The following is a 14,034-nucleotide window of genomic DNA, read 5'->3' on the forward strand; positions in this document are numbered from 1 at the left end:
AACGGGGCCATCTATCGGAACGTGAGGATTGTCATGACTACCACCAGCAGCACAGGCTCGGCGACCAGCAGCATTACGTCCTTGCTGAATGCACTTGGCGCGGGCTCTTCTTCCGGCTCGAGCGGCACGAGTGGCACCAGCGGCACGGGCAGTACCACCGGGACGGGCAGCTCCAGCGGCGGCACGCTGAGCGCAGCGGGCATCGGCTCCGGCCTGGACGTGAACGCGATCGTGACCGCCCTGGTCAACGCCAAGAAAGCGGCGTCGCAGAATCAGATCGACAACAAGACCAATCAGATCAAAGGCCAACTGACGGCGCTGAGCTCGCTCAGTTCCGCGCTCACCACGTTGCAGTCGGCGCTGGCCAAGCTCACCACGACCAGCACGTTTGCCAGCTTCAATGCCACCGCCACCGACAACACCATCGCCACGGCGACCACGTTGAGCAACGCGGTCCCGGGCAGTTACGACCTCAACGTTAGCCAGCTTGCGACCGCGCAGAAGCGCGCCAGCAGCACGCTGTCCAGTACGGCCGCAGTCGGCGAAGGTACGCTGACCATTGGCGTGGGTACCAATAGTTTCAATGTGGCGGTATCTTCCACGGCGACCCTGGCCGATATCGCCTCGTCGATCAACAAGGCCTCGAATAACCCCGGTGTCGTCGCCACCGTGATCAACGGTGTCAACGGCACCCAATTGCAGCTCAGCTCCAGCAAGACCGGTGTCGCCAACGCCTTCACCATCAGTGCCAACGCGACCAGCAGCGACGGGCTCACCGCGCTGGCGACCCAGTTGAGCACCCCGGGCAATTTCGAAGCCCAGGACGCCAAGCTCAGTCTCGACGGCATCGCTATCACCAGCGCCAGCAACAGCGTGACCGGGGCGCTCAATGGCGTGACCATTGCACTGACCAAGACTGGCGACACGAAGCTTAATGTCACTCAGGACAACACGGCTGCGCAGACCGCCGTGCAGGGGGTTGTCGACGCTTACAACGCCTATAACACGGCGGTGCAGCAGCTCGACTACGACCCCAGTACCAAGGCGATCGGCGCATTGTTCGGCGACACCACCATGACTTCGGTGGAGCGCAGCGTATCGAGCGTGCTGAGCGGGGCGGTGTCGGGTAACAGCATCGGCACCCTGGCCAATCTGGGCATTACGCGCGGTGACGACGGCACCATGACCCTCGATTCGGACAAGCTGACCGCGGCGCTGACCGCCGATCCGAATGCGGTGCAGAACCTGTTTGCCGGCACCAACGGTTACGCGACCAAGCTCAATGCCGCATTGGACACCTATACGTCCTCGACCGGCATCATCGGCACGCGTACCACCAGCCTCAATAACAACCTGACCCAGCTGGGTACCCAGCAGACCGCGCTGGATAACCGCATGGCGCAGTATCAGGACCAGTTGCAGAAGCAATACACCAACCTGGACACGTTGATGTCCTCACTCAACAACACCAGCAGTTATCTCACCACCGCCTTGGCCCAGCTGGAAAATTCCGGCAATTCCAAGTGAGTGAAAGGGGGAACGGGAAATGACGTACGGACTCATGCGCAAGGCCAGCTCGATGTACCAGCAGACCGGTGCGCGCGGTGGAGTGGAAGACGCCGATCCGCATCAGCTGACCTCGATGCTGCTCGACGGCGTGCTCGATCGGATCAACCAGGCACGCGGTCATATCCATCATAAGGACGTGGCGGCCAAGGGCGTAGCTTTCTCCAAGGCGCTGGCCATTCTGGCCGAGCTTCGCAGCAGCCTGAACCATGAGGCGGGTGGCGAATTGGCAGGGCGTCTGGGCGCTCTCTATGAATATGTCACTCGCCGCCTGCTGCATGCGCAGCTCAATAACGATCTTCGGGCGCTGGACGAAGCCGCTCGCCTGCTGATACCTATCCGCGACAGTTGGCACGCGATCCGCGAAAGCTATCTGGCTCAGCAACGCAAGGCGGCCGAAGGTGCCGGCGCATGATCGAGCAGACCCATATCCCGCTTGAGCTCGCTTACGAACTCAGTATCAAGGCACTCGAAGCCGCACGCGCGGGTGAATGGGATCGTGTGCAGGAATTGACTCCGCAGCGCGACGCGCAGCTCAGGATGGGGCATCCGCGCGATGAGCGCAGTGCCGATATCGTTCGTATCCTGATCGAGCAGAACGCGCAGCTGATGGATCTGGCCGAGCAGGCCAGGGAACTGGTCAATCAGCAGGTGCAACAACATAAATATTCCCATCGCGCGCTCAGCGCTTACATCGCGTCGTCCGAAGAGCCGTGAGTCATTCCTCTTGTTTGCGCGTGGCAGCGTGCGTAGCGACGATATCGCCGCTAGGCTTCACCCGGGCCTGATTGCCGCGCGTCATCGATAGGGGATTTCCATGCAAGACAACGACTGGCAGGTGTTTTCCGAGCGCGTTTCCTATGAAGACCGCTTGCATCTGGCATGTGTAACGCTCGACGGTGTCTGGGACGAAAAACGCCAGGCCGAAGTTCGCGAGCGCAATCTGCACGTGCTCGCGACGCTCGATTCGCTCGAGGAGCGCCGTGGCGACATCGATGAAGAAAGTCCGTTGGTGCAGGAGCTTGCGCGCATCGACAACAAGCTCAATGTATTGATGGATATCGTCACCCGCTTGTTGGTGCCCGAAAGCATATTGCCGGCACGCCAGCGCATTCGCCTGAACGCCACGGGCGCGCTCGTTTCCAGCGATCTTGTGCCGCAAGCGAACGGTCCTCTACTGCTTCGCCTGCATATCGATGCCTGCCGCGCTTTGCCGCTGGAATTGCCGGTCCGTCAACATCCTGGCGCCGATCAGGGCTCGACGTTTCTGCTGTTCGAATCGCTGGGTGAGGCAGTGAATGACGGGCTCGAGCGTTTCGTGTTTCGTCACCATCGTCGCAAAGTGGCCGAAGCGCGTCAGTCACTGACCTGACAAGAACTTCGTCACGCGCTGAATGTGATTCACTCCCGGCAACCTCATGTGATGCTCATCACACTATGAGCAGTCGGTCGAAACCAATTACGTGGCCTGCGACAAGTTCCTGACAGCCAATTTGGCTGTCCAAGTGGCCGAGTAGGCAAAAATTTTCTTAGTAAAATCATACAAATACTTGGCCTTGTAAACGTTTCCAGTGATGCGGCCGTCACGATCTAACGGCAAATCCCTATGAACTCAGGCTGGACCACGCAGTAATTTTGGCGCAGGTCTTGCCACTGCCTCCCAGTGTCGGCGACGGATAGTCGACACGGGCAAGGGGGATCGACGCGCGACAACGGATGTGGCGTGAACGATGAGTACAACAGTTGGGAACTGCAGCGATTATGGATACCGCCGACTTTCTGGTGATTGAATCCGATCAGGGGCGAGCTGACGCAGTCATGTCGGCGCTTCATTTCTTGGGCTACCGCCCGCAGCTGGACTCGGAACTGTCCGAGCAGAGGGCAGCTGAGCAGGAATGGCGGGCGGTCTACGTCGGTCACGTGGTCGACGACAACAAGCTGCAGCGGCGCCTCGGTGCGCTCGGCGGACAGGCTGGTGCGATTCCGCTATTGCTCGCATCCGATTCGCCGCAAACCATCCGCCTCGCCGGCAACGACTCGCCGTTCGCCGGTCGGGTCGAGCGGCTCGAATTTCCGCTGCGCTACGAGCAGGTCGCCGAGGCGATGCGTAGCCTGCATGCACGACAGATCAGCGCAGCCCAGGGGCGTGCCCGCTTTGTCGGCCGCTCATCGCCGATGGGGCGGGTCAATGCGTTGATCCGCCAGGTGGCTCCGTTCGATTCCAGCGTGCTGGTATTGGGCGAGTCCGGCACCGGCAAGGAAATGGTGGCGCGTACCATTCACGATTGCTCGCCGCGTCGCGATCGTCCTTTTGTGGCGATCAACTGCGGCGCGATTCCCGCCGAACTGCTCGAAAGCGAATTGTTCGGCCACGAAAAGGGTGCCTTCACCGGTGCCATCAGCACCCGCAAGGGCCGCTTCGAAATGGCCGAGGGCGGCACGCTGTTCCTCGACGAAATCGGCGACATGAGCCTGCCGATGCAGGTGAAATTGCTGCGCGTGCTGCAGGAGCGCATGTTCGAGCGTGTCGGCGGCAACAAGACCCAGCGTTGCGACGTGCGCATTATCGCCGCCACGCACCGCAACCTGGAGCAGGCGATCGCCGACGGTCGCTTCCGTGAAGATCTTTTCTACCGCCTTAGCGTGTTCCCGCTGGAGATGCCCGCCTTGCGCGAGCACCTGGACGATCTGCCGGAGCTGATCGAGGAATTCAATCAGCGCCTGTTGCGACGCGGCTTGGATGGCGTGCGCTTCAGCAATGGTGCGATGCATGCGCTGCGCAGCCATAGCTGGCCGGGCAATGTGCGCGAGCTGTCCAACCTGGTCGAACGCCTGGCCATTCTCTACCCGCATGGCGAAGTGCGCGCAGCCGACCTGCCGGAGAAGTATCGCGGCACGGTCAGCAGCGATGAAGTCGGCGGCGTGGCACTGATGTCGCTGATGGACGACCGTCATGTGATCGGCACCCCCATGGGCGCCACGCAGACCATCGACTCAGCGGTGCAGCTGCCAGAAGGCGGCCTGGATTTGAAGGATCACCTGGCGGATATCGAGATCGGGCTGATCCGTCAGGCGCTTGACGCCACCGACGGTGTGGTGGCGCACGCGGCAAAGCTGCTGCGTATGCAACGCACGACACTGGTGGAAAAACTGCGCAAGTACGGCTTGCAGCCGATGCTGTCGGTGCACGGGTAATCGCACGAGAGTGCATGTTTCTAGGGGATTTTGCGGTGTAACGGGTAAGTCGTGTGACGCATCTTCGACACGCGACGTAACACTGGCACGGCTTGTGCTTTTAACACCTGTGAACACCCATAGCGTTGGAATTTCGACATGAGCCAGATCGACGTCAATAGCCTGCTATCGCAAATGCGCCAGATGTCCACGCAGGTGCGCATGCCCGAGACGAGCTTCAGCAGCACCACGCCGGCCGCCAGCCAGGGCATGGATTTCGGCGCATTGCTCAAGCAATCGATTTCGGCCGTGGGCAATACGCAGATGCAGGCCGGCCAGATGGCGGCGAGCTTCGAACGCGGCGATCCGGGTTCGGACCTGGCGTCCACCATGGTGCAGATGCAGAAAGCCGACCTTTCCTTGCGCGCGGTCACCGCGGTGCGCAGCAAGCTGCTCGATGCCTACAAAGACATCATGAACATGTCCATGTAATCGATCCATGCAATCGCCGAACAAGAGCCGCACATCCTTCGTCAACCCAAGCTAACGATTGAGCCCAATTCATGGCCGACTCCGCCATCGCGCAACCCGCCAATAACGGCGCGCGCCTTGACCCACTCAAGCAGATCGCCCGCAGTCCGGCGACGCGCCAGCTTATGTTGCTGGTGGGCGTGGCGCTGGCGGTGGCGATCGGCGTCGGAGTCGTGCTGTGGTCGCGCGGTCCCAACTATGCGCTGCTGTATGCGGGGTTGGATTCGAAGGATGCCGCGGCAGTGACGCAGGCATTGCAGGCGGCCAACACACCTTACACATTGAGCCCGGATGGCAGTTCGATCTCCGTGCCGGCTGCGGACCTGGCTGCGGTGCGCCTGAAACTCGCCTCGCAGGGCCTGCCGCAGGGCAGTGCGGGTACCGTCATGCCGGGCGCCGATTCGCCGTTCGGTATGAGCGATCTGGCCGAACGGACGCGCTATCAGCAAATGCTCGAAACGGATCTGGGCAATACGATCGGCGGCTTGCAGTCGGTGCGTTCGGCTCGCGTGCATCTGGCCTTGCCGAAGCCGTCGGCATTCGTTCGCGACAATCGCCAAGCCAGTGCATCAGTCTTGCTTACCTTGTATCCCGGCCGCCAGCTCGACCAGAGTCAGGTCGCGGCGATCGTGCACCTGGTGGCCTCCAGCGTGCCGGAACTCGACGCGAAGCAGGTGTCGATCATCGATCAACAGGGGCAGCTGCTGACGATCAGCGATCCCGACAGCGCCAGCGCGATCGGCGATAGCCGTCTGCGCCTGGCCACGCGCCTGGAAAATACCTATGCGCAGCGCGTCGAGGATCTGCTGACACCACTGGTTGGCCCGGGCCGCGTTCGTGCCCAGGTGTCGGCGGAGATGGATTTCAGCCAGACCGAGAAAGCGACCGAAACCTACGACCACGAACATCCCGCGTTGCGCAGCGAGCAGACCAATAGCGAGCAGCGTCACGATGTCGCGCAGAACAATGGCGTGCCGGGTGCATTGAGCAACCAGCCGCCGAACACAGTGGCGCAACCGACAGCGGCGCGTCCGAATGCCGGCAAGCCCGGCGCGACCAACGCTGCAACGGCGCAAGCGAGCGCACCGAGCGAAGCTTCCAGCAGCGCAACACGCAACTACGAACTCGATCGCACGGTCAGCCATGTCAGTGATCCGGCGGGCCGTCTCGCTCGCTTGAGCATCGCGGTGCTGGTCGACAACAAGCCGGTCGGTGCGGATCCGGCCAAGAGCGTGCCGTTCACCGCGCAGGAATTGCAGCATCTGACCGATCTGACCAAGAACGCGATCGGCTTCGACGAGAAGCGCGGCGATTCGGTCAGTGTGATCAACCAGCCGTTCCATCAGAACCCGGCTGACGAGAAGCTCCCGCAGGAACCGTTCTGGCAGCGTCCGGGCATGATGGATCTGATCAAGCAGGGCGTCGGCGTGCTGATCGCTCTTATCGTCGGCTTTGTCTTCCTGCGTCCGATGCTGAAGGGCCTGCTCAAGGGGCCATCGCCGGTGATGCAGCCGGCGCTTGCCGGGCCGATTCCCACGGTGTCGGTGCGGTTGACCGATGACGACGACGACGGCGACCAGCCAGCACCGGAATCCGGGCGTAGCCGCCTGGGTTCGCCACAGGCGATGGCCTATGAACAACGCATCGGTTTGGCGCGACGGATGGTCGCCGAGAACCCCAAACAGGTGGCGCAGGTAGTGAAGAATTGGGTGGGCGAGGATGGCGGCTAATCAGACGGTGATCTCCGGCGCGCAGCGCGCGGCCATTCTCCTGCTCACCCTCGGCGAGCAGGATGCGGCCGAGGTGCTCAAGCACCTGTCCGCGCGCGACGTGCAGGCCGTCGGCACCGCCATGGCGGGCTTGACCAGCGTGTCACGCGAGCAGGTCGAGCATGTGCTGACGCTGCTGCATGACGAACTCGGCAAGCAGACCGCGTTGGGCGTCGGAACCGAGGAATATATCCGCAAGATCCTGGTCAATGCGCTGGGCGAGAGCAAGGCGGGCGGCCTGATCGACCGCATCCTGCTCGGCCGCAGCAGCAAGGGCCTGGAATCGCTCAAATGGATGGAAAGCCGCGCGATCGCCGAAATGATCGGGCTGGAGCATCCGCAGATTATCGCGCTGGTACTGGCGCATCTCGAACCGGACCAGGCTGCCGAAGTCATCGGCTACCTGCCGGCGCGTACACGTTCGGATGCAGTGATGCGCATCGCCACGCTCGACGGCGTACAGCCGCATGCGTTGAACGAGCTCGACGAAATCATGGAGCGTCAATTCTCCGGCAACACCAACAAGCTCAAGTCGGCCAATGTCGGCGGCCTCAAGGCTGCAGCCGATATTCTCAATGCGATGGAAGCCAGCCGCGAAGCGGAATTGATGGCGGCCATCCGCACCCATGATGCCGGCCTCGGCGGCCGGATCGAAGAACTGATGTTCGTCTTCGACGACCTTGCCGATCTGGACGATCGCAGCATGCAGACCCTGTTGCGCGAAGTGCCTTCCGCGCGCCTGGTCGTGGCGCTGAAGGGTGCCGAACCCGGCGTGCGCGAAAAGATCTTCGCCAATATGTCGCAGCGCGCTGCCGACATGCTGCGCGACGATCTGGAAGTGAAGGGCCCGGTGCGCCTGAGCGAGGTCGATGCGGCACAGAAGGAAGTGATGGGTATCGCGCGACGGCTCGCCGATTCCGGGCAGATCAGTCTGTCCGCCAGCGGTGACGAGTTCGTTTGATGAAACCGATCCTCGCGCGCGAGCTGCTGCAGGACTTCACGCGCTGGGCGCCACCGCATATGGGCGAACAACCGCCCGCTCCCGCGGAGGAAGAAGAAGCCGCGCCGCGCCCGACCGTGTTCGAGCTCGAAGAGCTCGAGCGGCAGGCGCGCGAAGAGGGGTTTGTCACTGGGCTAGCCGAAGGCCGCGCCAAGGCCGCCGAAGAATTGCGTGAGCATCGGGCTCGCCTTGAAGCCTTGTTCGAATCGGTCGCGCGTCCGCTACAAATGCTCGATGACGCTACCGAACAAGAGCTGGCACGCCTGGCCATGGTGGCTGCGCGCCGTGTGCTGGCTCATGAATTGCGTGTCTCGCCTGACCTGGTGGTGCAGGCGGTGCGCGAGGCGGCCCTGGCCCTGCCATCGGCCGAACGCGATCTGCGCGTGCGCCTGCATCCGGACGACGTGACGTTGATGCGCGAGCTGGACGCAGTCGAAACGCATTGGCAATTGCTGCCTGATCCCGCGCTGGACCGCGGCGATTGCCTGTTGGAAAGTGGCCGTTCACGTCTCGATGCTCGCGTCGAGACGCGCCTGGCTGCGGTTATCGACGCCGTGCTGGGTATCGATAGCGACCAGGACGACGATGTCGACGAGGTGACGGCCTGATGAGCGTCGAGGCGCGCCAGGCGTCGTGGCAGGACAAGCTGGCGCGTCGGCGTCAGCGTGCGGAAGCCGCGCAGACACTGATTGTCGAAGGCCGCCTGCGTCGCGTGGTGGGTCTGACGCTGGAAGCCGAAGGTTGCGAAGCGCCATTGGGAGCGCGCTGCCTGGTGGCTACCGCCGATGGCACCGAGTTGGATACCGAAGTCGTCGGTTTTGCCGACGAGCGCCTGTTGTTGATGCCGGTCGCCGAAATGCATGGCGTATTGCCGAATGCGCGTGTACGACCGTGTTCGCATGCAGGCGGCTTGCCGGTGGGCGAGGCTCTTTTGGGCCGTGTCGTTGGCGCCGACGGTGCGCCGCTCGACGGTGGCGGGCCGCTGGATATCGATGAGCACGCCGCGCTCAAGCGCGATCCGATCAACCCGATGGCACGCAAGCCTATCGATACGCCGCTTGACGTGGGCGTGCGCGCGATCAACGCCTTGCTGACGGTGGGGCGAGGACAGCGTCTTGGCCTGTTCGCCGGTTCGGGCGTCGGCAAGTCGACACTGCTGGGCATGATGACTCGTTACACGAATGCCGACGTCGTGGTGGTCGGCCTGATCGGCGAGCGTGGCCGCGAAGTCAAGGAATTTGTCGAGCATACGCTGGGCGAGGAAGGTCGTGCCCGTGCGGTGATCGTTGCCGCGCCGGCCGACGCGCCGCCGCTCAAGCGTTTGCGCGGCGCACAGTACGCCACGGCTATCGCCGAGTGGTTCCGTGATCGTGGCCAGCGCGTGCTATTGCTGATGGATTCACTGACGCGTTACGCGCAGGCACAGCGTGAAATCGCCCTGGCCATCGGCGAGCCGCCGGCGACCAAGGGTTACCCGCCGTCGGTCTTTGCGATGATGCCGGCACTGGTGGAGCGCGCCGGCAACGATGCCGAAGGCCGCGGTTCGATTACCGCTTTCTACACCGTGCTGACCGAAGGCGACGACTACCGTCATGATCCGATCGCCGACGCGGCGCGCGCGATTCTCGACGGCCATATCGTGCTGTCGCGCGACCTGGCCGAAGCCGGGCACTACCCGGCCATCGATATCGAAGCGTCCATCAGCCGTGTCATGCCGGCGGTGGTCGAGCGCGAACAGATGCGCGCGGCGCAGAAATTCCGGCAGGTCTATTCGGCCTATCGCCAGCAGCGTGATTTGATCGCGGTGGGTGCGTACCAGAAGGGTTCCGATCCGCAGACCGATCGCGCTATCGCGATGTGGCCGCGGCTGCGTGACTTCCTGCAACAAGAAGTGGACGAGCCGATGCCGCTCAATTCCGCCATCGAGGCGCTGCAAGTGATCGCTCAGGAGGCCATGGCATGAAGTCCCGCGCCACCCATTTGCAACCGGCCGCCGACCAGGCGAAAGAGCGCCAGGAAAAAGCCCTGCTGCGCCTTGCCGAACAGCAGCAGAAGCTGGCCAAGGCCGAGCAGCAGCTGGGCGAACTCAAGCGTTATCGCGACGAGTACGCACTCGACAGCGGCGACCTCAACGTCACGGCCTTGCTCAACCGCCAGCGCTTTGTCGAGCGCATCGACCAGGCCATCGTGCAGCAGACCGGCGAAGTCGAACGGCAGCGCCGCCTGCTCGATCAGGCCGGCGGGCAGTGGCGTGAAGCGCATGCGCGTGAACGCGCGCTCGGCAGCGTGATCGATCACCACCGTGAGCTGGAGCGCAAGAGCGAAGAGCGCCGCGAACAATCGGAGATCGACGAGCGTATGCAGTACCGGCGCCCGCGTTAGCTCTGGCCCAATCCTTGCTGCCTGGCAGCTATGTCCCATATTCGCCAAAACGATGACGCCATGACTGCCAGCGTAGCTTCGCCCGTCGCTTCCACACCACCGCTTCCCGTGGCTTCGCCATCGCCGTCTCCGCAGCAGAGCCAGGGTGACGATCGTTTCGACAGCCAGTTGGATGCAGCCCGACGCCAGCAACAGCCGAGGCCGCACGACGATCGCCAGCCGTCCGATGACAACAGCGCACCGGTCACGCAGGGCAAGACGGCATCGACCGATGGCGACAAAAAGACCACCCGTGCGACCGACGATAAAAGCCAGGACGACGGCGACGACACCAGCCTTGCCAGTACCATGCTGCAGTTGTTGGGGCAGTCTGCGCCTCCGGCGGATTCATCGGCGGCACCTGCACAGGGCACAGCCACCGATCCGACGGCTACCAATACACCGCCCGTGGGCATGTCCGCGCTAGCTCTAGCGATGCCACAAGCGATGCCGATGACCGATGCTCAGGCCACCAAGGATCCCTCCGCCACTAGTGCGCAAGCCAAATTGGCTGGTATCCCCACCAACGTGCTACCTACGATGCCCAAGCTTGCCGATCTCGGCAAAGCGGGTGCCACCGACAGCAAGGCTGACGACAAGGCGGGCGACGACGATTGGCATCACGTTATCGCCAATGCAACGAACAAGGCGAGCACGGCCGCTGCCACCACGGCAACGAAGACTGTGCAGACCGCCGAAGCCACGCCGACCGACTTACCGCAAACCGCCACCCACAAAGACAACGACATCACCGCGATGCTCGGCCTGACGGCCGGCCCCAGCGGCATCACGCATACCGCGCAGCCGCAAGTCGTACAGATGCAGTCATCCGTCGACAGCAGCGGTTTTGCGCAGGAGCTTGGCCAGCAGGTGGCCTGGATGGGCGGGCAGGACATCAAGGAAGCCCGCATCAGGCTCAATCCGGAGTCTCTGGGCGAGCTGGAAGTGAAGGTGAGCATCGATCACAACAACCGCGTCGATGTGGCGTTCGCCGCGCAGCACCCGGCGGCGGTGACGGCTGTGCAGCAGACTCTGGGTCAGCTCGACACCATGCTGGCCGGTCACGGGCTGTCGTTGGGGCATGCCTTCGTGGGGCAGCAGCATCAAGGGTCTGATGGGTCTTCTTCGTCTTCTGGCAAGGGTTCGTTTGCTGGTAGCGACGGTGCTGATGGGGACGTCGAGGTTTCGCCGATCAGGCAGGTAGCTGTGGGATTGGTGGATATGTTTGCCTAATTTGGCCTGTCGCGACTGAAGATAGCCTCCCATAGCCTCAGTTTTTATTGTCGTCATCCCGGCGTAGGCCGGGACCCAGTGGCATCGGTTTTCAGTTTTCGCTAGAGAGATGACTTTTATAGGCTCTGGCGACAACCTATCGCAAAGCCACTGGGTTCCGGCCTGCGCCGGAATGACGAGTAGGAAGAGTTTTCGGGGTTCCCTAAAATCACATCTACAAACTCAGCAGGCACTGCCAGCTTGTAGGAGCGACTTCAGCTGCGACCAAGGCCCCGGCCCCAAACCCCAGGTCCAATTCCCGACGCCGCCGAAAAACCGTCACCACCCTTCGCGTCATCGCCACGCCACGCGTCAATAAATCTCCCCGGTCACTGCAAAACCGCACCAGATAAGCCATTCCCACACATGGCATGGCGCTTGCTAAACCCCAGGTAACAGCATCATTCCTTACTTGAGGTTATTCATGGCCAAGGCCGAAGCCCCCGTCGTCGAAGCACCCAAACCGCCGAGCAATCGCGGTTTGATCATCACCCTGGTGCTGGCGCTAGTGTTGATTTCCTGCGTCTGCGGCTACGCGCTATTCACCCTTCGCGGGCAGAGCGCCCAAGCCGAAGGCGTGGCAACGACATCGAGCAAGAAGACCCCCGAGATATACCTACCGCTGGAGCCATCGTTTGTCGTCAACTTCAAGGGCGACGAGCAGCAGACCTATCTGCAAGTAGGTGTGACCCTGATGTCGCACGACCCCGCGGCGATCGAAGCGGCAAAGAATGCCGATCCGGTGATTCGTAACGCGCTCGTGCTGCTTTTCAGCAGCCAGACCGGCGCCGATCTCAACGACGTGCAGGGCAAGCAGAAGCTGCAGGCAAAGGCGCTGGACGCCGTGCGCAAGATTCTTAACGATCGCCTCGGCCGCCCCGGCGTCGACGCGCTGTATTTCACCAGCTTTGTGATGCAGTGACGGAGAACGTCCGATGAGCGACCTGCTTTCCCAGGAAGAGATCGACGCGCTGCTCAATGGCGTGGACGGCGGCACGGTAGAGACGGGCGGCGACGAGCCTCCGCCACCCGGAACCGCGATCGATTACGACTTTACTCAGCAGGATCGTATCGTCCGCGGCCGCCTGCCGACGCTGGAAATGGTCAACGACCGCTTCGCGCGCTTTTTCCGCACCGGTGTGTTCAACGTGCTGCGCAAGGCCTGCGAGGTCTCGGTCAATGGCGTACGCATGCTCAAGTTCAACGAATACGTGCACGGCCTGGCCGTGCCGAGCAATCTGAACCTGGTACGCATCAAGCCGCTGCGCGGTACCGGCCTGATCGTGATCGAGCCGCGCCTGGTGTTTTCCACCATCGATAATTTTTTCGGTGGCGACGGTCGCTATCACGCACGCATCGAAGGTCGCGATTTTACGCCGACCGAGAATCGCGTGATCCAGATCATGTTGAACGAAGTGTTCACTGCAATGAGCGAAGCGTGGGCGCCGGTGCTTGGATTGCAGTTCGAATTCATCAATTCGGAGATCAATCCGCAGTTCGCCAACATCGTCAGCCCGACCGAAACCGTGGTGGTGTCGCGTTTCCATGTGGAGCTCGATGGCGGTGGCGGCGAGATCCATCTGACCATGCCTTATTCGATGGTCGAACCGATCCGCACCTTGCTCGATGCCGGCGTGCAGAGCGATCGCGTCGAACGTGACGATCGCTGGGCCGAAGCGCTGCACGAAGAGATCATGGATGCGGAAGTGGAGCTGAGCTCCCTGTTGTTCGAATCACAGATCAGCATCGGCGATTTTCTCAAGCTGCGTCCGGGTGACGTGATTCCGGTGCAGATGCCTGACATGTCCACGGTGTTTGCCGAGGACGTGCCGATTTTTCGCGGTCGCTACGGCCAATCCAACGGGCGCAACTCGGTGCGCTATCAGGGGCCCGCGGCCCGGCGCAGCGTGCGCCTGGTAACCGATACTTTTACGGAGACGACACCGGTATGACTCACAGCGACGCAACTCCCGCCGAACTCGGCGGCACCAATGATTTCGAAGCGATCAACCGCGTCGTGGGCGAGTCGGACGTCAACCTGGACATGATCCTGGACGTGCCGGTCACGCTGGCGATGGAGGTCGGCCGCACCCGCATCAGCATCCGCAACCTGCTGCAGCTCAATCAGGGCTCGGTGGTGGAGCTGGACCGCGCCGCGGGCGAGCCGCTGGATGTGTTCGTCAACGGCACGCTGGTCGCGCATGGCGAAGTAGTGGTGATCAACGAGAAGTTCGGCATTCGCCTGACCGACGTGATCAGCCCGTCCGAGCGCGTGCGCAAGCTGCGCTGAGTGGTGACTCC

Annotated in this window: 15 protein-coding genes; all 15 read left to right on the plus strand. The window is 62.3% G+C overall.

The window, feature by feature from the left end:
* The first annotated feature begins 33 nt into the window (after positions 1 to 33).
* Entirely contained in the window at positions 34 to 1,527 is a 1,494-nt protein-coding gene (fliD, locus tag ACZ6WW_RS21365; RefSeq protein ID WP_465275996.1) for a flagellar filament capping protein FliD, read from the plus strand.
* A 19-nt stretch (positions 1,528 to 1,546) separates the two neighbouring features.
* A complete protein-coding gene (gene fliS, locus ACZ6WW_RS21370) occupies positions 1,547 to 1,981 on the plus strand; it encodes a flagellar export chaperone FliS (protein ID WP_465275997.1) in 435 nt (144 codons plus the stop codon).
* Positions 1,978 to 2,283: a flagellar protein FliT gene (gene fliT / locus ACZ6WW_RS21375; RefSeq protein ID WP_465275998.1), complete on the plus strand. Its 306-nt coding sequence runs from the start codon at positions 1,978 to 1,980 to the stop codon at positions 2,281 to 2,283. The genes fliS and fliT overlap by 4 nt, the downstream gene beginning before the upstream one ends.
* A gap of 100 nt (positions 2,284 to 2,383) precedes the next feature.
* Positions 2,384 to 2,938, plus strand: coding sequence for a PilZ domain-containing protein (locus tag ACZ6WW_RS21380; RefSeq protein ID WP_465275999.1), 555 nt, complete (start codon positions 2,384 to 2,386; stop codon positions 2,936 to 2,938).
* A 389-nt stretch (positions 2,939 to 3,327) separates the two neighbouring features.
* Positions 3,328 to 4,761: a sigma-54 dependent transcriptional regulator gene (locus tag ACZ6WW_RS21385; protein ID WP_281849959.1), complete on the plus strand. Its 1,434-nt coding sequence runs from the start codon at positions 3,328 to 3,330 to the stop codon at positions 4,759 to 4,761.
* 138 nt (positions 4,762 to 4,899) lie between these two features.
* Complete coding sequence (gene fliE, locus ACZ6WW_RS21390; RefSeq protein ID WP_281849958.1) at positions 4,900 to 5,232, plus strand: flagellar hook-basal body complex protein FliE; 333 nt, start codon at positions 4,900 to 4,902, stop codon at positions 5,230 to 5,232.
* A gap of 71 nt (positions 5,233 to 5,303) precedes the next feature.
* On the plus strand, positions 5,304 to 7,001 hold the full coding sequence (fliF, locus tag ACZ6WW_RS21395) for a flagellar basal-body MS-ring/collar protein FliF (RefSeq protein ID WP_465276000.1): 1,698 nt from the start codon (positions 5,304 to 5,306) through the stop codon (positions 6,999 to 7,001).
* 10 nt (positions 7,002 to 7,011) lie between these two features.
* Positions 7,012 to 8,001, plus strand: coding sequence for a flagellar motor switch protein FliG (gene fliG / locus ACZ6WW_RS21400; RefSeq protein ID WP_281852947.1), 990 nt, complete (start codon positions 7,012 to 7,014; stop codon positions 7,999 to 8,001).
* Entirely contained in the window at positions 8,001 to 8,648 is a 648-nt protein-coding gene (locus ACZ6WW_RS21405; protein WP_465276001.1) for a FliH/SctL family protein, read from the plus strand. Before fliG ends, ACZ6WW_RS21405 begins: the two co-directional genes overlap by 1 nt.
* Positions 8,648 to 10,003, plus strand: coding sequence for a flagellar protein export ATPase FliI (gene fliI / locus ACZ6WW_RS21410; RefSeq protein WP_465276002.1), 1,356 nt, complete (start codon positions 8,648 to 8,650; stop codon positions 10,001 to 10,003). The genes ACZ6WW_RS21405 and fliI overlap by 1 nt, the downstream gene beginning before the upstream one ends.
* The gene (gene fliJ / locus ACZ6WW_RS21415) at positions 10,000 to 10,422 is read left to right on the plus strand and encodes a flagellar export protein FliJ (RefSeq protein ID WP_281849953.1); all 423 of its coding nucleotides are present in this window, start codon (positions 10,000 to 10,002) and stop codon (positions 10,420 to 10,422) included. The genes fliI and fliJ overlap by 4 nt, the downstream gene beginning before the upstream one ends.
* A gap of 60 nt (positions 10,423 to 10,482) precedes the next feature.
* Positions 10,483 to 11,694 carry a flagellar hook-length control protein FliK gene (locus ACZ6WW_RS21420; RefSeq protein ID WP_465276003.1) on the plus strand — a complete coding sequence of 404 codons (1,212 nt, stop codon included), beginning with the start codon at positions 10,483 to 10,485 and terminating at the stop codon, positions 11,692 to 11,694.
* Positions 11,695 to 12,157: 463 nt separating this feature from the next.
* The gene (locus ACZ6WW_RS21425; protein WP_281849951.1) at positions 12,158 to 12,655 is read left to right on the plus strand and encodes a flagellar basal body-associated FliL family protein; all 498 of its coding nucleotides are present in this window, start codon (positions 12,158 to 12,160) and stop codon (positions 12,653 to 12,655) included.
* A gap of 13 nt (positions 12,656 to 12,668) precedes the next feature.
* Positions 12,669 to 13,685: a flagellar motor switch protein FliM gene (fliM, locus tag ACZ6WW_RS21430; protein ID WP_281849950.1), complete on the plus strand. Its 1,017-nt coding sequence runs from the start codon at positions 12,669 to 12,671 to the stop codon at positions 13,683 to 13,685.
* Entirely contained in the window at positions 13,682 to 14,023 is a 342-nt protein-coding gene (fliN, locus tag ACZ6WW_RS21435) for a flagellar motor switch protein FliN (RefSeq protein WP_281849949.1), read from the plus strand. The genes fliM and fliN overlap by 4 nt, the downstream gene beginning before the upstream one ends.
* Positions 14,024 to 14,034: the final 11 nt, after the last annotated feature.

This window comes from Dyella sp. NPDC103356, assembly GCF_055584465.1.